Origin of the sequence: Pseudonocardia sp. ICBG162 (genome assembly GCF_020496225.1) — a bacterium.
Taxonomy (GTDB): Bacteria; Actinomycetota; Actinomycetes; order Mycobacteriales; family Pseudonocardiaceae; genus Pseudonocardia; species Pseudonocardia alni.
The window spans coordinates 1,346,214-1,363,948 of sequence record NZ_JAHLJD010000013.1 but is presented as its reverse complement, the minus strand read 5'-3'; the positions used below and the strand labels follow the sequence as shown (position 1 = coordinate 1,363,948).

Genomic DNA, 17,735 nt, shown 5'->3' with positions numbered 1-17,735 from the left:
CCGCGCGGGCCCCTCCGGGCGGGGACGCCGTGAGCCGCGCGGGGGAGACCCGCACGCACGGCGGGCGCCGGCCGCGGAGCGCCGGGGAGACCGCCGCCGACGAGCTGCGCGAGAACGGCCGCCGGGCCGCCGAGGACGCCTGGAGTGCGCAGGTGAACGCCCTGGGCGGGTTCATCCGGGCGCAGCGCCAGATGGCCAAGCTCTCGCTGCGGGAGATGGCGGCGATGACCAAGGTGTCCAACGCCTACCTCAGCCAGGTCGAGCGGGGGCTGCACCAGCCGTCGCTGAAGGTGCTGCGCTCGATCGCCGACGCGCTGCACCTCAACACCGACCAGATGCTCAGCCGGGCCGGCTGGTCGGTCGGCGACCCGGACACCGCGGGCGACGCCGCCCCGGCCGAGGAGGCCGCCCCCGCGGCCACGCCGCCGCCGGGTGTCGAGGCCGCGATCGAGGCCGACGCGCGGCTGTCCGGCGAGCAGAAGGCGGCCCTGCTGGGGGTGTACCGGAGCTTCGTGCAGCGGGACTGAGCAGGCGTGCTTGACATACTTAACGGTCGTGCGTAGTTTTCTTGGCATGCCGGGGTGCTCATCCGCACCCCGTCCACGCCGAGAAACGTCTCCCGGGAGGGAAGCACCGATGACCGCCTCCACCGAGCAGTTCGTCGACATCGCCAAGCGAGGCCAGGACCTGGTCACCGAGTCCGTCCGCGGGTGGACCGAGGCCGCGAGCGGCCTGGCCCGCCAGTTCGGCGCCGGTGACCGCCCGCAGCTGCCCGACGCGGGTGCCGCCGTCGAGCGCGTCTTCGACTTCTACGAGCAGGTGCTCGGCCACCAGCGCGAGTTCGCCCGTACCGTCGTCGGCGCGGGCACCTCGGTGTTCGACCAGGTCACCGAGCAGGCGACCAAGGCCGCCGAGGCCGTGACCGAGCACGCCGGGCGCAGCACCGAGGCCGCCGCGGAGAAGACCGCGCGCGCCACCCGGAGCGCCGCCGGCAAGTGACCCCGCCCGACGACGGCCCCCACCCGGCTCCGGGTGGGGGCCGTCGTCGTGTGACCGGGTCGCGCTGTCCCTACCCGCCGGTCCGCGCGAGGGTGGCCCCATGAGCCCCCGCACCCGGCCCCGCCGCATCGCGATCGCCTGCCAGGGCGGGGGCAGTCACACCGCGTTCACCGCGGGCGTCCTGGCCCGGCTGCTGCGCTCGGACGCGCTCGGCTCCGCCGCGGACCCGGCCGAGGTCGTCGCGATCTCGGGCACCTCGGGCGGCGCGATCTGCGCACTCGTCGCCTGGGACCGGCTGCGCGAGGGCCAGACCCCCGACCGGCGCGAGGCCGCGGCGACGGCGCTGGAGGAGTTCTGGGCCGACAACGCCGCCCGCACCCCGCTGGAGCGCCTCACCAACCTGGGCGTGGTGACGGCGGGCGCGCTGCAGGGGCTCGGGCTCGTCCCGGCGGGCACCCCGTACCTGGTGCCGCGCCCGTTCGACGGCACCCGCCAGTTCCTCGACCTGGTCTCGCGGCACGTGGACCTCGCCGCCATCGGTCCGGACCCGGCGGGCACCGCGCCGCTGCTGCTGCTCGGCGCCGTCGACGTGCTGACGGGGGAGTTCCGGGCGTTCTCCAGCCGCACCGACACCCTGACCGCCGAGACCGTGCTCGCCTCGGCCGCGATCCCCACCCTGTTCCGCGCGGTGCACACCGCGGGCGGCGTCTACTGGGACGGGCTGTTCTCGCAGAACCCGCCCACCCGCGACCTGCTCGACACCGACCCCGACGAGCTGTGGGTCGTGCAGATCAACCCGTCGGAGATCGACGGCGAGCCGCGCAGCCCGATCGAGATCGCCGACCGGCGTAACGCACTGGCCGGCAACCTGTCGCTCAACCAGGAGCTCGGGTTCATCGAGACGATCGACCGGCTGCTCGCCGACGGGAGCCTCGGCCCGGACTCGGGCTACCGGCAGGTGACCGTCCGGGTGCTGGAGATGCCGGCCAGCACGGTGCGGTCCCGGCTGCTCGGTGCCGCCTCGAAGATCGACCGCGACGTCGCGTTCCTCGACCACCTGCAGCGCCGGGGCGCCGCCGCGGCCGACCGGTTCCTCGGCGCGCTGGCCTTCGAACGGGCGGTGCGCGACGGCGACCCGGTCGCGCTCGCGGCCGCCGTCACCCCGGACGCGACCCTGACCTCGACCGCCCCGTTCCGGGAGCGGCCGTCCCCGGTGCCGCTGCTCGCCCACCTCGGCGAGCTGCTCGACGGGGAGTTCACCGTCGACCCGACCCGCAAGCAGGTCGCCCGCGACACCGCGGAGTGGGCCGTGCGGGTGCGCCGCGACGGCGGTGTCACCGACGGGTCGGCCGAGGCCGACCTCGACGACGACGGCCGGGTCACCGCGCTGCGGCTCGGGCCACGCCCCTGACCCCGGGCTCGGGGCTCACAGGATCAGAACGGGATCAGCGGCACCACGACCAGCCGGGCCAGCAGCACAGCCACGAACACGATCAGCACCGACAGGTCGAGCCCGACCGCGCCCATCCGGACCGGCTGGACGCGACGGCGGATCGGGGCGACGACCGGCTCGGTCAGCCCGTGGGTGATGCGGCGGGCGGTGTCGAGCACGGCGCCGCCGCGTCCGGAGCCGAGCACGTCGATCCAGTCCACGACGACCCGGGCGACCAGCACGAGCTGGAACAGCCCCAACAGCCAGGACAGCAGGTAGGCGACCATGTCTCCATCGTCCCCTTTCCGGCTGAGAGTCCGGTGAGAGACGGCTGAGACCTGGGCCCGGTACCGGGCTCAGACCTCGACCAGGACCGTGAACGGGCCGTCGTTGACCGACTCCACGGCCATCTGCGCGCCGAACTCCCCGGTCCCGACGGTGGCGCCGCGCCCGCGCAGCGCGGCCACCACCGCGTCGACGACCGGCTCGGCGTCCTGCGGGCGGGCCGCCGCCGACCAGGACGGCCGCCGGCCCTTGCGGGTCTCGCCGTACAGGGTGAACTGGCTGACCACGAGCAGCGGGGCGCCGGCGTCCGCGCACGAGAGCTCGTCGCGCAGGATGCGCAGCTCGTGCAGCTTGCGGGCCATCGTGTCGACCTTCCGCGCGGTCGCGGCGGGGTCGGTGCCGACGTCGTCGGCGTGCACGCCGAGCAGCACCAGCAGCCCGGGCCCGATCTCCCCGGACACCCGCAGCGGTGTACCGTCGGGTGCCTCGACCGTCACCGACGCCCGTCGTACGCGGGCGACGACGGCCCTCACCCGACCGGCCCCGACGGCGACGCGGCCGCGGTCCGCGCGGGCACCGGGTGCGGCCAGCCGTCGACCGGCTGGAGCAGGCCGTGCCGGACGAACTCCCGCACCGCGGGCAGCGTCGCCGCGACCAGCGCGTCGACCGGCAGGTCGTGGGCGTAGGACAGCAGCGCGAGCAGCTCGGACAGCGGCAGGTCACCGCGGCAGCCGGCCAGCAGCGCCGCGGCCGGGGCGTCGACGGGGTGCTCCCAGCCGGGGCCGCCCCAGCGGCGCACGGTCGTCGACAGCTCGGCCCAGCCGCCGTCCGGGTCGACCGACGAGGCCGACTCCAGCACCGTCTCCGCGGCGAGCAGCAGCCGTGCGCCGAGCAGGTCCTCGTCGCGGGTGTGGGCGCGCAGCCAGTCCACCCGGTCCAGCCAGCCGGTCATCTCCCGGCCCAGGCCCTCGCCCAGCTCGCCGGGCAGGTCCTCGACCACGACGGTCGGCTCGCTGTCGGTGCGGCGCAGCATCAGGAAGCCGAACCCGACCCCCTCCACCCGCCGGCGGCCATCCAGTCCAGCCAGGCACCGGCCTGCTCGCGGGCCGCCCGGGAGGTCGGGACCAGCCCGGCGTCGCGCTGCCAGGTGCCGACGTGCAGGCCCGGGTCGACGACCTCGCGCTGCAGGACCCAGGCGTCGACGCCGTCGGGCAGCCAGGACCGCACCCGGTCCGGCCAGTCCTCGCCGCGCACGTGCAGCCACGACCCCAGCAGCTGCGCGACCCCGCCCGGGTTGAGCAGGCCCGGCAGCTCACCCAGCAGCCCGGCCAGCGCGGAGTCCCCGGCCGCACCGGAGTCGCGGTAGACGTAGTCCACCCGCGGCGGGCCCGGCACGAACGGCGGGTTGGACACCACCTGGTCGAAGCGCTCCCCGGCCACCGGGGCGAACCACGGGCCCTCCCGCAGGTCGACCTCCACCCCGGACAGCCCCAGCGACAGCCGGGCCAGCGCCAGCGCGCGCGGCAGCACGTCGGTCGCGGTGACCCGCAGCGCGTGTCGGGAGCCGTGCAGCGCCTGCACCCCGCAGCCGGTGCCCAGGTCGAGCAGGGTGCCGACCGGACGGCGGACGGTCGCCGCGGCCAGCGTCAGCGACGCCCCGCCGACGCCGGTGACGTGCTCGCGGTCCTGCCGCGCGGCCGGGGTGTCGATGTCGGACACCACCCACCAGTCGGTGCCCGGCTCGCCCTCCGCGCCGGGGCCCTCGCCGTAGGGGCGCACGTCCAGCGCGGCCCGGATGCCCTCCGGGGTGCGGCGCAGGATCCGGCCCTCCAGCAGCGGGTCCAGGTCGCCGAGCGCCGCGGTCACCGCCGGCTCGGGCTCGGTGTCCTCCAGCAGGAACAGCCGCACCAGGGTGCCGAGCTCCCCGCCGTCGCGGCTGGCACGGGCGGCGGGCTCCGGCTCGCCGCGGGTCAGCGCGTCGTGCGCGGAGCGGCCCAGCAGGGCGCGCACGCCGTCCGGGGTGTAGCCGGCGTCGAGCAGACAGCCGCGGACGCGTTCGGTGTCACCGGCGTCGAGATGGGGGAGCACCCCGCCATTGTCGCGTGCCATCCTGTGCGGCATGAGCGGGATCTGCATCGCCCAGGAACCGGAGGCCGACGCGCTGCTGGAACGCGAGCCCCTCGCGTTGCTGATCGGCATGCTGCTCGACCAGCAGATCCAGATGGAGGTCGCGTTCCGCGGCCCGCTGAAGCTGCACGAGCGCCTCGGCGGGCTCGACGTGCGCGTCATCGCCGACCACGACCCCGAGGAGTTCGCGACGCTGGCCACCACCCCGCCCGCCATCCACCGCTACGGCGGCTCGATGGCCCGGCGGGTGCAGGAGATGTGCCGCGCGATCGTCGAGGACTGGGACGGGGACCCGGCCGCGATCTGGACCCGCGACGACCCCGACGGGCGCGAGGTGCTGCGCAGGCTCAAGGCGCTGCCCGGCTACGGCGAGCAGAAGGCGAAGATCTTCGTCGCGATCCTCGGCAAGCAGTACGGGGTCACCCCGGACGGCTGGCGGGAGGCCGCCGGGGACTACGGCGCCGACGGCACCCGGCTCTCCGCGGCCGACGTCGTCGATTCCCGGACCCTGCTCGAGGTGCGCGACACGAAGAAGGCGATCAAGGCCGCGGCGCGCGAGAAGAAGGCCGCTGCGGCGAAGTGATCCGCCGGCAGGGCTAGCATCACGGGTGTGCACAAGGTTCCGGAGGCGCTCGCCGGCGCACGCGTGATCGACCCGGACCAGGTCTGCGACGCCGTCGCGGTGCTCGCCGACGCCACCAAGGTGGCCGAGGTCGCAACCGTCCTGGACGTCCTGGGCGAGGTCAACCGCCTGTCGCTGCTGCTCGCGCTGCAGCACGCCGGGGACCTCTGCGTCTCCGACCTCGCCGTCGCCGTCGGGATGAGCGACTCGGCCGTCTCGCACGCGCTGCGCCTGCTGCGCGCGCACGGCATGGTCACCGCCCACCGCGAGGGACGGCTGGTCCGCTACCGGCTGACCGACGGGCTCGCCCGCCGCGTGCTGGAGATCGTGTCGGCGGTCGCCGTCGCACCGGGCGCGCTGCACGCGCACGGCGCCGACGACGGGGAGGCGTCGTGACGCCCGCGATGATCGAGCAGGTCCGCCCGCCGGTCCCGGCAGAGAAGCTCGACCACGAGATCGCCCGGCTGCTCGACGCCCTCCAGTCGGTCTACGACGACGGCTGGTACCCCGAGCTCGAGGTCGTGCGCCCCTGGTCGACGCACAACCCGCGCATCTCCGGGGAGTTCGCCCGGCCGTGCGCGATCCGTCGCTACCTGCACCGGGAGCTGCGCGGCCTGCTCGCCGCCGGGGCCACCGTCACCGCCCGCGCGGCCCGCCCGGCCCGGGCGTTCACCGACCCGGAGTTCTTCGCCGCGCTCGACGAGGACCGCTTCGACCTGCGGGTCAAGAAGCTGTTCCTGTTCGGCCCGGAGCGCATGGCGCTCTCGCTGGACCGCCTCTCGCACTACACCGGCACCCCCGCCGAGTCCTTCCAGCGGCACGTGCTGTTCACCAACTACGCGATGCACGTCGAGTCGTTCCTGGAGCGCTTCCCCGACGCCGAGCGGCCCGACCGCGCCGGCGTCCAGATGCCCGCCTACCACCACCCGGGCGCCGACGGCGACGGCGTGACCCTGGTGAACATCGGTGTCGGCCCGGCCAACGCCAAGACCGTCACCGACCATCTCGCCGTGCTCCGCCCGGACACCATGATCATGATCGGGCACTGCGGGGGCCTGCGGAACCGCCAGGAGCTGGGCGACTTCGTGCTGGCCACCGCCTACCAGCGGGCCGACCACGTGCTCGACGAGGTGCTCCCGGCCGACGTGCCGGTCATCCCGAGCATCCGGCTCAACGGCTACCTGATGGACGCGCTCGGCGCGGCCGAGGCGACCTGGCGGCCGGGGGTCGTGCACACCACCGACAACCGCAACTGGGAGTTCAACCAGGCCGCGACGCTGCACCGGATGCGGCTGGCCCGTGCCGTGGCGGTGGACATGGAGTCCGCGACGATCGCCGCCAACGGGTTCCGCTACCGGATCCCGAACGCGACCCTGCTGTGCGTGTCGGACAAACCGCTGCACGCCGAGCCCAAGCTGGCCGGCGGCGCGCGGGCGTTCTACGAGGCGAGCAAGCGCAAGCACCTCGGGATCGCGCTGGACGCGCTGGACCGGGTCCGCGACGAGCACCCCGACGGCCTGCCCGGCTCCGAGGTCCGCTCCGCCGACGAGCCGCTGCTCGGCAACGGGCCCGACGGGGCCTGACCGGCGGCCCGGGCCCGGCGGGGGTCACAGCGGCCGCGTGTACCCGGCCCGGTCGGGCTCGTAGCCCAGCCGCGCCAGGAACCGGTGCGGCCCGTCCCCGGCGGTGTCCCCGGCCCGCGCCACGACGGCGCCGCGGGCCCGCCCGTGCTCGTGCGCCCACTCCACCAGCGCCGACCCGACCCCGCGCCGGCGCCACCCGACGGCGACCCTCAGCCCCTCGACCTGCAGCCGGGTCGCACCGCGCAGGGCGGGCCCGGGAAGGATCGTGAGCTGCACGGTCGCGACCACCCGGCCGTCGCCGGCGCGGGCGACCGCGAGGAACCGGCCGGGGTCGCGGTCCAGGGCGTCGAAGGCCTCCTCGTAGGGCGCGAGGTCCGGGTCGTCGGCGTCGGCGTCCCCGGCACCCGACAGCAGCGCGACGACCGCCGCGACGTCGGCCCGGGTGGCCCGGTCGACGACGAGCCGGTCCCCGGCCAGCACGACGTCCGCGCCCGCCGGGTGGGCGCTGGACCGGACGCCGTCGACGACCCGGTCCAGCCAGGCGCCGACGTTCTCCCGGGCCTCGTCGGTGTCGGGGTAGCGGCAGCGCAGGTGCAGGCCCGCCTCGTCGAGGATGAACCAGACCATCACGCCGTCGGCGTCGCCCGCGGAGCTGACGTACTGCGCCTCCAGCCCGGCGTGGTCGATGCGCACCGGCAGCCGTCGCAGGTCCAGCCAGGAGATCGCGAACATGCCGGGCGCCTCGGGCATCCCGCCCCACGGGGCCAGCACGTCGTCGAGCGGCCAGGAACCGAGCCGCACGGCCTCGCGGACGGCGTCGGCGCAGGCCCGCGGATCCGGGTCGCGCGCGTCGATCACCGCGTTGGTGATGAACCAGCCGACCGAGCCGTGCCAGCGGTCGTCGTAGCGGCTGTGCACGGGGAACACCGCGCGCAGCGGGGCGTGCGCCAGCTCCCGGGTGGTGCGGGTCATGACCGAGGTGACCAGCGCCAGCGTCGACACCCCGGACCCGCGGGCCCGGCGCTCGAACAGCGCGCAGTCGTCGACGCCGAGCACGTCACGCACCTCGACGCGCTCCGGGGGAGCGGGGACGAGCTCGCCCAGCGGCAGCGGGAAGCGGGGCATCACGTCGCCACCCGCGGCCAGGATCTCGGCCCAGCGCCGCCGGACCCCGTCGGGCGCGGGCTCCCGGCCGGCCAGGGCGGCGGTGTGCTCGGCGAAGGGGCGCACGGTGCCGGGCGGCAGCGTCCCGCCCAGGCCCTGCACGAGGTCGCGCAGGACCACCAGCAGCGACCACATGTCCACGTGCGCGTGGTCGGCGGCGACGACGAGCGTCGGCCGGTCCGCGGTGAGGATCACGCAGAGCCGGTGCGACGGCGCCGCGTAGGGGGTGCAGCGCTCGTCGAGCATCCGGCGGACGGCGTCGTCGACGGCCTGGCCGGGCGCGACCGGGTGGGTGACCCAGCGGCCGGGACGCAGGTCCACCTCGTGCAGCCGGGGACCGGCCGGGCCGGGGGAGAACACCGTGCGCAGCGTCCCGTGCCGGCGCAGCACCGCCAGCCAGGCCCCGGCCAGCGCGTCGAGGTCCACCGCCGGCAGCCGGCAGGTGATCGCCATCCACGAGCCGGGCCGGTCCCCGCGGCCGACGTGGCGGCGCTGGTCGAACGAGACCGGGACCGGGTGCCCGGTCCGGCCGACGGCGACGTCGTAGCCGAGCAGCGTCCCGTAGGGCAGCCGCAGGTGCGTCACGCTCGTCAGCCGCATGGCCATAACCTAGGCCGACGAAGATCAGGAGGCGTAGCGCATGGCCACGTTCGGGATCGCCGGGGCGACACTGGACTTCGACGTCCGCGACACCTCCGGCGGTCCGGCGGTGGTGGCGCTGCACGGCCTCACCTCCAGCCGTCGCCGTGAGGCCCTGATGCGGCTCGACATCGCCTCCCGGGTCGAGGGCGTCCGGCTGCTGCGCTACGACGCGCGCGGCCACGGCCGCTCCGGTGGCACCACCGACCCCGCGGACTACCGGTGGCCCGCGCTGGCCCGGGACCTGCTGGGGCTGCTCGACCACGTCGTACCGGGGGAGCGGGTGCACGGGGTCGGGCCGTCGATGGGCGCCGGGACGCTGCTGCACGCCGCGCTGGCCGACCCGGGCCGGTTCGCCAGCCTCACCCTGATGCTGCCGCCGACCGCCTGGGGGACCCGCCGCGCCCGGTCCCGCGACTACGAGCGGTCCGCGTCGGCCGTGGAGGCCGACGGTGTCGCGGCGCTCGACGCCGGTGCCGACGACGCGGACCTGCCCCCGGCCGCCCGGGGACGCCCGCGGACCGAGCCCGACGTGCGCGCCGAGCTGCTCCCGGCGATCCTGCGCGGCGCGGCCGCCACCGACCTCCCCGCACCGGAGGAGCTGGAACGGATCACGGTGCCGGTGCAGATCCTGGCCTGGACCGGGGACCCGGGCCATCCGGAGTCCACCGCGCAGACCCTGCGGGAGCGGTTGCCCGCGGCCGGGCTGTCGATCGCGGCGACCCCGGACGACGTCGTCTGGTGGTCGCGGCTGCTCGCCGCGCGGCTGCGCCGCTGGGAGACGCTCGACCCCACCGTCGACGGCGGGCCCGCGGGCGTGCGCGAGGCGCCCGGCGGGCGCCCGCGCGGGGATCGCGTAGGGGTGTCACCATGGAAAGGGAGGTGGTTCGACAGTGGCTGAGCGGCGACGCGTGGACCCCGTTCTCATCACGGACGCGCAGATGTCCTACGAAGAGGAACTGGAGATCCGCAAGCGGCGCTACAAGTGGACGATGGGCATGCGGATCCCGTGCATGATCCTCGCCGGCGTCTTCTACCAGATCCCGTGGGTCGCGGTGACCCTGCTCGCGATCTCGGTGCCGTTGCCGTGGATCGCGGTGCTGATCGCGAACGACCGGCTGCCGCGCAAGGCGGAGAAGCCCAACCGGCACCGGCAGGACCACCGGGCGATCGAGGCCCGTCCGCACCAGGTGATCGGCCAGGGCGACGACGATCCCGCCGGCCCCCGGCCCACCACCGACGACGAACAGCCCACGGGGACCACGGGAGGCGGCACCGCCTCCCCGCCCTGAGGTCGCTCTCGGGCATCATGGGCGCCATGTCCACGACGACGCTGCCCGAGGTCGACACCCGGCCGGAGACCACCGACAAGACCGGTGACGACCGGCCGGACATGTTCCACTACGTCAAGAAGGACCGGATCGCCGAGAGCGCGGTCCTGGGGAACATGGTCGTGGCGCTGTGCGGCGAGACCTTCCCGGTGACCAAGTCGCCCAAGCCGGGGTCGCCGGTCTGCCCGCAGTGCAAGGAGATCTTCGAGGGGCTCCCCCCGGGTGGCGGCGACGGGGAGTGAGACCCCTCAGCCCCGCGCGAGCAGCAGACGCAGCGGGGTGGAGGACGGGTCGCCGGGCACCGTGCGCAGCACGGTCTCGGTGACCATCCCGGCCGACCGGTAGAGCGCCAGCGCCGCGACGTTGTCCGCGGCCACCTCGAGCCACAGCCGCCCCGGGCCCGCCCACGGCGGCCCGTCGGGGGCGTCGCCGGTCGCTCCGGGCACCCCGGCGACGGCGAGGGCGGCACCGAGCAGGGCCCGTCCGGCCCCGGTGCCGCGCCGGTCGGGGTGGACCACGAGCCGGTGCAGCTCGACGCCCGGTTCCGGGCCGCGGGGTGCGGCCAGCACGACGTAGCCCGCCGGGCCGGGCTCGCCCGGGCGTTCCAGGAGCAGGTGCAGCCGCGCCGGGTCGGCCGCGGCGTCGTCGTGCCACTCCGGTCCGCCGGCGACGCCGATGCCCGGGGCGCCGTCGTCGAGCGCGGCCAGCGCGGCGGAGTCCGCCGGACCGCGCCACCGGCGCAGGACGCCGTCCCGGGTCGGGTGTGCGGGCGTCGTGCGTTCACCGGTCGTCCGTGCGGGGGTCGCCACCCGGCCATCGTGCGTCCACCCGCGCGGTCCCGCTCGGCCGGGGGCCGCGCGGCGGCGGGGTCAGGACCGCAGGAAGGCGTCGATCTCTGCGGCGAACGGCTCCGGGTCGAGCAGCAGCTCCAGGTGGCCGCCGGGGTAGCGGCTGATCCGGGAGCGGCGGATCCCGCGGTGCAGCATCGTGGCGTTGCCGCGCGGGACGATCGGGTCGTCGTCGCCGGCGATGATCAGGGTGTCCGCGGTGATCGCCGGCAGCAGCGGCAGGCTGGTCCAGCCCGAGAGCGCCATCAGCTGGTAGTAGTAGCCGCGCATCGGGCCGCGCCGGGCCCCCGCGCCGAGCGCCTCTGCGGCCCGTTCCGGGTGGTCGCGCAGCGAGCCGCCGTAGATGCGGGCGGCGACGGCGTCGACGTAGGACGGGTCCTGGTGGCGCTTCGGCGAGGTCATGACCGCCATCACCCGCGGCGACGCCGGGATCATCAGCGCCCCCGGCCCGGTCGCGGCCAGCACGAGCTTGCGCACCCGGCGGCGACGGCTGATCGCCAGCTGCTGGGCCAGCATCCCGCCCCAGGAGAACCCCAGGACGTCGGCCTCCCGCACGCCCAGCTTCGTCAGCACCTGCCCGAGCCGGTGGGCCATCCACGTCAGGTGGTACGGCATCCGCGGCACCGCCGACCCGCCGATGCCCGGCGGGTCGAACCGGATGACGTCGAGGTCCGCGGGCAGCGCCGCGACCAGCGGGTCGAGCACGTCGGTGGCGGCGCCGATGCCGTTGCACAGCAGCAGCGGGGTGCGGCGGGGGCCCGGGCCGGAGGCGGGGCGACGCACGACGCGCAGGGCACGGCCGCCGACGAGCACGTCGTGCTCCTCGAGGCCGGCGCCGCCGACGGGCCGGGAGCTGGAAGTGGTCATCACCGCCGAGCCTAGGTGCCGCGGCCGGGCGGTGGGGTGCCGGAAAGCCCCGGGTGTGACGATCCCGGACCCCACCCTCAGACGGGGGCGGGCTCGCCCAGGTAGGTCCCCGGGGCCGGGAACAGCGGGCGCAGGCGGCGTCCGCCCAGCTCCGGGGGCGCGTCGCGCAGCGTGCCGGAGCGCTCGACCAGCCAGGCGGCCAGGTCGTCCCACCAGGAGCCCTCGACGGCCTCGGCCCCGGCCCGCCAGCGCTGCGCCACGCCGTCGCCGGTGGAGCAGGGTGCCGCGCGGAACCCGGTCGCCACCGACGGCGGCGCGATCAGCGCGCCCGCCTGGTCACCGGGGGCCAGGACGAGCTGGCAGCCGCCGCCGAGGCGCTGCGCGGTGCGGTACCCGCCCGTCCAGGGCTGCACCGGGTCGTCGTCGGCGGCGACGAGGTAGCTGTCGCGACGCAGCTCGGCGAACCGGACGGGGGTGCCGAGGACCCGCACGTCGGGCCGGTCCGGGCCCGCGCCGTCGCCGGAGGCCGCGGCCAGCGCGGCGAGGTCGGTGTGCAGCCCGGCGGGCAGCGGCAGCAGGTCGGCCACCCAGGCCCGCATCGCCCGCGCGGCGCGCCCGTCCAGGTCGGCGGTCCCGCCACCGCGCGGCACCGCCCACGGCAGCACCCGGTCCGGGCCGCGCCGCCACGCCCAGGCCCGCACCGCCGTCGCGCCGTCGAGGACGCCGTCGCGGGCGGCCAGGCCCGCGGTCTCGGCGACGGTCGCCGGGTCGGGGGCGAAGCCGGGCAGCGCGTCGGACTGGTCGAGGACGGTCGCCAGGTAGGCGACGGCCGCGACCCGGTCGTCGAGCCCGATCGCGGCCTGGTGGGCCTGCACCGCCGCGGTCAGCAGCCCGCCGGTGCGCACGCCGAGCAGCGACACCCGCGGGGCGCGGGTGATGCGCCCGCAGGCGTCGACGGCGTCGAGGACGGCGGCGGCGTGCGCGTCGAGGTCGCGGTCGGCGTCGGCGGGGCCCGCCGGGCGCCAGGACAGCGCGAACACCTGCAGGCCCTTCCCGAGCAGGTGCTCGACCAGCGAGTACCCGGGCGCGAGGTCGGCCAGCCAGTAGCGGTGCACCAGTGGCGGGACGACCAGCACCGGGGTGTCGTGCACCTTCTCGGTCCGCGGCAGGTACTGCAGCAGCTCGAACATCGGGGTGCGCAGGACGACCGCGCCGGGCGTGGCGGCGACGTCGCGGCCGGGGACGGGGCCGCCCCGGGCGTCGCGGGCGCCGGTGTCGAAGGGCACCGAGGGGGTGTCGGCGCCGGGGGGTGTGAAGACCCGGTCGGCGATCTCCGCCGTGGCCGAGGTGTCCGGGGCGGGCCGTCCGTGATCGTCGTCCCGGCAGGGATCGGTGCCGTCGGTGGCACCGGCCCCTTCCGATCCGGTGATCACGAGGGGGGCCGGGCCGGGCAGCAGCAGGGCGGTCAGCCCCGCGAGGGCCGCGCGCAGCCGCTCGGCGTCCGCGGCGGGCAGGGGCACATCGGGGCCCGCGACGGCGTCGTCGAGCAGCCCGGAGACCGCCCCGGTCGTCGCGAGCAGCACCTGGGCCGCGCACCGCGCCACCGGCGCGACCGGACCGGCCGGCACGTCCGGGGCGAGGGTGGAGCGGCCCAGGCCGACCCGGCCCAGCTCGGCGACCCAGTCGCCGCCGCGGCGCAGGAGCAGCAGCGGCCGGGCGGACACCGCGGCCGCCAGCCGCAGTCCCGCCGCGGGCAGGGCGAGGGGGCCGGCGTCGGCTGGGGTGCGGTCGCGCTCGCTCATCACCTCCATCATCCCCACCGCCACCGGTCGCGGCGCGTTCACCCCGTCGTCGGGCGGCGTTCGGACCGGACCGGCACGGTGACCCGGTCGCGCCGTACGAGACCCCGGAGCCCGATGAGCACCGTCGCCCCGTCCACCCCGGCCCCGCAGGCGTCCCCGGCCGGGACGGGGGCGTTCCTGCGGGAGTTCCTGCGCGACCCGCTGCGCACGGCGTCGGCGCTGCCGAGCTCCCGGGCGCTGGCCCTCGCCGCCACCGCGCCGGTCCCCGCGACGGGGGACCCGGTCGTCGTCGAGCTGGGGCCGGGCACCGGGGCGTTCACCGACGTCATCGCCGAGCGGCTCGGCGGCCGCGGCCACCACCTGGCCGTCGAGCTGAACCCGCGCCTGGCCGCGCTGCTGCGGGCCCGCCACCCCGGGCTCGACGTCGCCGTCGCCGACGCGGCCGAGCTGCCCGCGCTGCTCGCCGCCCGCGGGCTCGGCGGCGCCGACGTCGTCGTCTCCGGGCTGCCGTGGGCGGCCTACCCGCGCGACGAGCCGTGGCTGACCGACGTCGTCGCCGGCTGCCTGCACCCCGACGGCGCCCTGACCCAGTTCGGCTACTCGGTGACCCGGGCCCTGCCGCCCGCCCGCCGGCTCCGGCGGCGGCTCGCCGCGGCCTTCGAGGAGGTCGTGCACGGCCGCGCGGTGCTCGCCAACGTCCCGCCCGCGTTCGTCCTCACCGCCCGCCGTCCGCGGCCGCCCCGGGGCTGACCTGGCCCGTCACCGCCGGGGAGGCCCCGGGCCCGCCCACCGGGCGGCGACGGTGCGGCCCCCGGCTACCCTGATCCGCGCCCCGCAGCCCGGTCGGCGTCGACGCGCGGACCTGCCGGGGATCGCCGGTTCCCACCCGGGAACGACCCACGGACCAGGGGAGACGTGTGTCGCAGACCCAGCTCGTGTCGCCCGAGACCCGCCCGCTGCGCGCGTGGCAGCGCAGCGCACTCGCCCGCTACCTCGCGACCTCGCCGCGGGACTTCCTCGCGGTCGCGACCCCGGGCGCGGGCAAGACGACCTTCGCCCTGCGCGTCGCGTCGGAGCTGCTGCGGGACCGGATCGTCGACGCGATCACCGTCGTCACCCCGACCGAGCACCTGAAGTACCAGTGGGCCGAGTCGGCCGCGGCCGCCGGCGTCGCGCTCGACCCGGAGTTCCGCAACTCCGCGGGCGGTACCTCGCGGGACTACCAGGGCATCGCGATCACCTACGCCGGCGTCGCCGCGCACCCGATGCTGCACCGCAACCGCACCGAGAACCGCCGGATGCTGGTGATCCTCGACGAGATCCACCACGCGGGCGACGCCAAGAGCTGGGGCGAGGGCGTCTACGAGGCGTTCGAGCCCGCCACCCGGCGCCTCGCCCTGACCGGGACGCCGTTCCGCTCCGACGACAACCCGATCCCGTTCGTCGAGTACGTCCCCGACGCCGAGGGCGCCCCGCGCAGCCGGGCCGACCACCAGTACGGCTACGCCGAGGCACTCGCCGACAACGTGGTCCGGCCGGTCGTCTTCCTGGCCTACTCCGGTACCTCCAACTGGCGCACCAGCGCGGGCGAGGAGATCTCCGCCCGGCTGGGGGAGCCGCTGACCCGCGAGCAGACCGCGATGGCCTGGCGGACCGCGCTGGACCCCTCGGGGGACTGGATGCCCGCGGTGCTCGCCGCGGCCGACCGCCGCCTGCAGAGCCACCGCGACGGCGGCATGCCCGACGCGGGCGGCCTGGTCATCGCCACCGACCAGACCGCGGCCCGCGCCTACGCCACGCTGCTGCAGCGCATCACCGGTGTGCGGCCCGCGGTCGTCCTGTCCGACGAGGCGGGCGGCTCGGACCGGATCGCGGAGTTCTCCCGCTCCACCGAGCGGTGGATGGTCGCGGTCCGGATGGTGTCCGAGGGCGTCGACGTGCCGCGCCTCGCCGTCGGCGTCTACGCGACCAGTGCCTCGACCCCGCTGTACTTCGCCCAGGCCATCGGCCGGTTCGTGCGGTCGCGGCGGCAGGGCGAGACCGCGTCGGTGTTCGTCCCCAGCGTCCCGGTGCTGCTCGGCCTGGCCAGCGAGCTGGAGGCGCAGCGCGACCACGTCCTCGGCAAGCCGCAGCGGCCCGAGGAGGTCTGGAACGACGCCGAGCTCAACGAGGCCAACAAGGTCAAGGACGAGCCCGGTGAGCAGGAGAAGGCGTTCACCTCCCTCGGCGCCGACGCCGAGCTGGACCAGCTGATCTACGAGGGCGCCACCTACTCCGCCGACGAGGAGGACTACCTCGGGCTGCCCGGGCTGCTGGAGCCCGACCAGGTGCGCACCCTGCTGTCCCAGCGGCAGGCCGACTGGATCGCGAAGGGTTCGCCGCGCACCGGGGCCCAGGCCCGCGCCACCCCGGCGACCGAGCCCACCCCGCCGCCGGCCGCCGAGCGCGGGCAGAGCGTCCGGGAACGGCTGCAGACGCTGCGCAAGGAGCTCAACACCCTGGTCGCGCTGCACAACCACAAGACCCGCAAGCCGCACGGGAAGATCCACAACGAGCTGCGGGCGCACTGCGGCGGCCCGCCGGTGGCGATGGCGACCATCGAGCAGCTCGAGGAGCGCATCGCGACCCTGCGTTCCTGGCGCTGAGAGCCGCTCTGGCGGGCCGCTGCCGCGCCGGCGGGCCCGAGGGCGACTCGGCGGGTGCGGGCGCGGTGGGGGGCCGGCTCGTCGCCGTCGCGGGGCCGCGGCGCCACCGCGCCGAGGGCATGGCGTCACCGCGGCGACGGCACGGCCGGGCGCGTGGTGATCCGTTCCGCGCGCGCTGATCCGCTCGGCGCGCGCGTCCGGACACGCGCGGGCTGCGGATCACCGCGCGGACTCAGGATCACCGTGTGGACGTCGCGACGCCGGCGCGGTCAGGATGGGGCGGCCCGATCCCGGGCGGACGTGGCCGGGACGGGGACGGGTTCGTCGCCGTCGCGGGACCGCAGGGCCACCGCGGCGACGACCAGCGCGATCCCCACGGCCTCCAGCGGCCCCGGCAGCTGACCGAGGACGACGAGCCCGACCAGCGTCGCGGTGGCGGGCAGCAGCGCCAGCAGGACCGCGAACCGGGCCTGCCCGACCCGGCGCAGCACGACCTGGTCCAGCACGTAGGGGACCACCGAGCTGAGCACACCCAGCCCGACGGACAGGCCGAGCACCGCCGGATCGGCGAGCGGCGCGAGGTTCGCGACGCCGAACCCGGTCGCGGCGCCCGCACCCCCGGTGAACAGCAGCGGGACCAGGACGACGGCGGCCACGGTGAACCCGGTCGCCAGGTCGTCGATGCCGGAACCGGCCCGCGCGACCCGCTTGCCCAGCACGATGTAGGCCGCCCACATCGCCGCCGCGCCCAGCGCCCACAGCACCCCGGCGGGACTGCCGGACCAGCGGACGTCGGCGATGAGGAGCACGCCCGCCGCGGCCAGGCCGACCGCGCCGACGTCGCGGAACCGGCGCGAGGCGAGCGCCGCGACCAGGACCGGGCCGGTGAACTCGACCGCCACCGCGGTGCCGAGCGGCAGCCGTGCGATCGCCTCGTAGTAGGCGACGTTCATCAGCGCCGTGGCCAGCCCGAACGTCGCCGCGCGGACGAGCCGGACGCCGCGCCAGGCGTCGCGGCCGGGACGGCGCCACGCCAGCAGCACCAGCGCGGCGCCGATGAGGCGCAGCTCGGCGACCGCCGACGGCGCGAGCCGGTCGAACAGCCCGACGGCCAGCGCGGCCCCCACGTACATCGAGGTCCCACCGGCCAGGAACAGCAACGGAGCGGGAACACGATCGGGCGACGGGCGGGGACTCACCCGGCCAACGTAGACCGCGACACACCGTATTTACCGTGGCGCGCTTGCACGCCGGGCGAGTTGCCCGCATGATTCACACGCAGTCAACTTCATACGCAATCGGTCACCGCGGGTACATCGCGGCGCCACCGAACCGTGCGGCGCACGCCACACGTGACGGACGTCGCGACGCATCCCGGGAACACGTACAGG

General features: G+C 76.4%; 18 protein-coding genes and 1 pseudogene. 11 read left to right on the top strand and 8 right to left on the bottom strand.

What is annotated here, in order from left to right:
- The first annotated feature begins 29 nt into the window (after positions 1 to 29).
- The 3 genes from KPL60_RS09370 to KPL60_RS09360 all read left to right on the top strand — a co-directional run bounded on the left by KPL60_RS09370 (position 30) and on the right by KPL60_RS09360 (position 2,410).
- Positions 30 to 527 carry a helix-turn-helix domain-containing protein gene (locus KPL60_RS09370; RefSeq protein ID WP_226356379.1) on the top strand — a complete coding sequence of 166 codons (498 nt, stop codon included), beginning with the start codon at positions 30 to 32 and terminating at the stop codon, positions 525 to 527.
- A gap of 109 nt (positions 528 to 636) precedes the next feature.
- Complete coding sequence (locus tag KPL60_RS09365; protein WP_062402515.1) at positions 637 to 999, top strand: hypothetical protein; 363 nt, start codon at positions 637 to 639, stop codon at positions 997 to 999.
- Positions 1,000 to 1,099: 100 nt separating this feature from the next.
- A complete protein-coding gene (locus KPL60_RS09360; RefSeq protein ID WP_226365561.1) occupies positions 1,100 to 2,410 on the top strand; it encodes a patatin-like phospholipase family protein in 1,311 nt (436 codons plus the stop codon).
- A gap of 23 nt (positions 2,411 to 2,433) precedes the next feature.
- Here the strand turns inward: KPL60_RS09360 and KPL60_RS09355 are convergent, their stop codons facing one another.
- The 3 genes and pseudogenes from KPL60_RS09355 to KPL60_RS09345 all read right to left on the bottom strand — a co-directional run bounded on the left by KPL60_RS09355 (position 2,434) and on the right by KPL60_RS09345 (position 4,825).
- On the bottom strand, positions 2,434 to 2,718 hold the full coding sequence (locus tag KPL60_RS09355) for a YggT family protein (RefSeq protein ID WP_062402520.1): 285 nt from the start codon (positions 2,716 to 2,718) through the stop codon (positions 2,434 to 2,436).
- Between the two features lie 69 nt (positions 2,719 to 2,787).
- A complete protein-coding gene (dtd, locus tag KPL60_RS09350) occupies positions 2,788 to 3,249 on the bottom strand; it encodes a D-aminoacyl-tRNA deacylase (protein ID WP_226356381.1) in 462 nt (153 codons plus the stop codon).
- Positions 3,246 to 4,825 (bottom strand): annotated as a pseudogene (locus tag KPL60_RS09345) (methyltransferase). The gene dtd and the pseudogene KPL60_RS09345 overlap by 4 nt, the downstream one beginning before the upstream one ends.
- Positions 4,826 to 4,835: 10 nt before the next feature.
- On the opposite strand from KPL60_RS09345, the gene KPL60_RS09340 reads away from it, so the two are divergent.
- The 3 genes from KPL60_RS09340 to KPL60_RS09330 are packed head-to-tail and all read left to right on the top strand — an operon-like array spanning position 4,836 to position 7,048.
- Positions 4,836 to 5,426 carry an HhH-GPD-type base excision DNA repair protein gene (locus KPL60_RS09340; protein ID WP_226356383.1) on the top strand — a complete coding sequence of 197 codons (591 nt, stop codon included), beginning with the start codon at positions 4,836 to 4,838 and terminating at the stop codon, positions 5,424 to 5,426.
- Positions 5,427 to 5,453: 27 nt separating this feature from the next.
- Positions 5,454 to 5,861, top strand: a complete 408-nt coding sequence (locus KPL60_RS09335; protein WP_100880326.1) for a helix-turn-helix transcriptional regulator — start codon at positions 5,454 to 5,456, stop codon at positions 5,859 to 5,861.
- Complete coding sequence (locus KPL60_RS09330) at positions 5,858 to 7,048, top strand: AMP nucleosidase (RefSeq protein ID WP_100880327.1); 1,191 nt, start codon at positions 5,858 to 5,860, stop codon at positions 7,046 to 7,048. The genes KPL60_RS09335 and KPL60_RS09330 overlap by 4 nt, the downstream gene beginning before the upstream one ends.
- A gap of 24 nt (positions 7,049 to 7,072) precedes the next feature.
- Here the strand turns inward: KPL60_RS09330 and KPL60_RS09325 are convergent, their stop codons facing one another.
- Positions 7,073 to 8,812 carry a GNAT family N-acetyltransferase gene (locus KPL60_RS09325; protein WP_226365560.1) on the bottom strand — a complete coding sequence of 580 codons (1,740 nt, stop codon included), beginning with the start codon at positions 8,810 to 8,812 and terminating at the stop codon, positions 7,073 to 7,075.
- Positions 8,813 to 8,852: 40 nt separating this feature from the next.
- Between KPL60_RS09325 and KPL60_RS09320 the strand changes: the two genes are divergently transcribed.
- From KPL60_RS09320 to KPL60_RS09310, 3 genes are read left to right on the top strand one after another with little or no spacing between them, the layout of a single operon-like run.
- Positions 8,853 to 9,752 carry an alpha/beta fold hydrolase gene (locus KPL60_RS09320; protein WP_226365559.1) on the top strand — a complete coding sequence of 300 codons (900 nt, stop codon included), beginning with the start codon at positions 8,853 to 8,855 and terminating at the stop codon, positions 9,750 to 9,752.
- The gene (locus KPL60_RS09315; RefSeq protein ID WP_226365558.1) at positions 9,745 to 10,143 is read left to right on the top strand and encodes a DUF3099 domain-containing protein; all 399 of its coding nucleotides are present in this window, start codon (positions 9,745 to 9,747) and stop codon (positions 10,141 to 10,143) included. Before KPL60_RS09320 ends, KPL60_RS09315 begins: the two co-directional genes overlap by 8 nt.
- Positions 10,144 to 10,169: 26 nt before the next feature.
- A complete protein-coding gene (locus tag KPL60_RS09310) occupies positions 10,170 to 10,424 on the top strand; it encodes a DUF3039 domain-containing protein (protein ID WP_062404655.1) in 255 nt (84 codons plus the stop codon).
- 6 nt (positions 10,425 to 10,430) lie between these two features.
- Here the strand turns inward: KPL60_RS09310 and KPL60_RS09305 are convergent, their stop codons facing one another.
- The 3 genes from KPL60_RS09305 to KPL60_RS09295 all read right to left on the bottom strand — a co-directional run bounded on the left by KPL60_RS09305 (position 10,431) and on the right by KPL60_RS09295 (position 13,699).
- Positions 10,431 to 10,991: an N-acetyltransferase gene (locus KPL60_RS09305; RefSeq protein WP_226356387.1), complete on the bottom strand. Its 561-nt coding sequence runs from the start codon at positions 10,989 to 10,991 to the stop codon at positions 10,431 to 10,433.
- 60 nt (positions 10,992 to 11,051) lie between these two features.
- Positions 11,052 to 11,897, bottom strand: a complete 846-nt coding sequence (locus tag KPL60_RS09300) for an alpha/beta fold hydrolase (RefSeq protein ID WP_062404658.1) — start codon at positions 11,895 to 11,897, stop codon at positions 11,052 to 11,054.
- 77 nt (positions 11,898 to 11,974) lie between these two features.
- A complete protein-coding gene (locus KPL60_RS09295; protein WP_226365557.1) occupies positions 11,975 to 13,699 on the bottom strand; it encodes a hypothetical protein in 1,725 nt (574 codons plus the stop codon).
- Between the two features lie 114 nt (positions 13,700 to 13,813).
- Between KPL60_RS09295 and KPL60_RS09290 the strand changes: the two genes are divergently transcribed.
- Positions 13,814 to 14,449, top strand: a complete 636-nt coding sequence (locus KPL60_RS09290) for a class I SAM-dependent methyltransferase (protein ID WP_226365556.1) — start codon at positions 13,814 to 13,816, stop codon at positions 14,447 to 14,449.
- 167 nt (positions 14,450 to 14,616) lie between these two features.
- Positions 14,617 to 16,344 carry a DEAD/DEAH box helicase gene (locus KPL60_RS09285; RefSeq protein WP_226356390.1) on the top strand — a complete coding sequence of 576 codons (1,728 nt, stop codon included), beginning with the start codon at positions 14,617 to 14,619 and terminating at the stop codon, positions 16,342 to 16,344.
- 269 nt (positions 16,345 to 16,613) lie between these two features.
- Here KPL60_RS09285 and KPL60_RS09280 read toward each other — a convergent pair whose 3' ends face one another.
- Positions 16,614 to 17,477 (bottom strand): DMT family transporter, encoded by an 864-nt coding sequence (locus KPL60_RS09280; RefSeq protein WP_226366058.1) that lies wholly within the window; start codon positions 17,475 to 17,477, stop codon positions 16,614 to 16,616.
- Positions 17,478 to 17,735 lie beyond the last annotated feature (258 nt).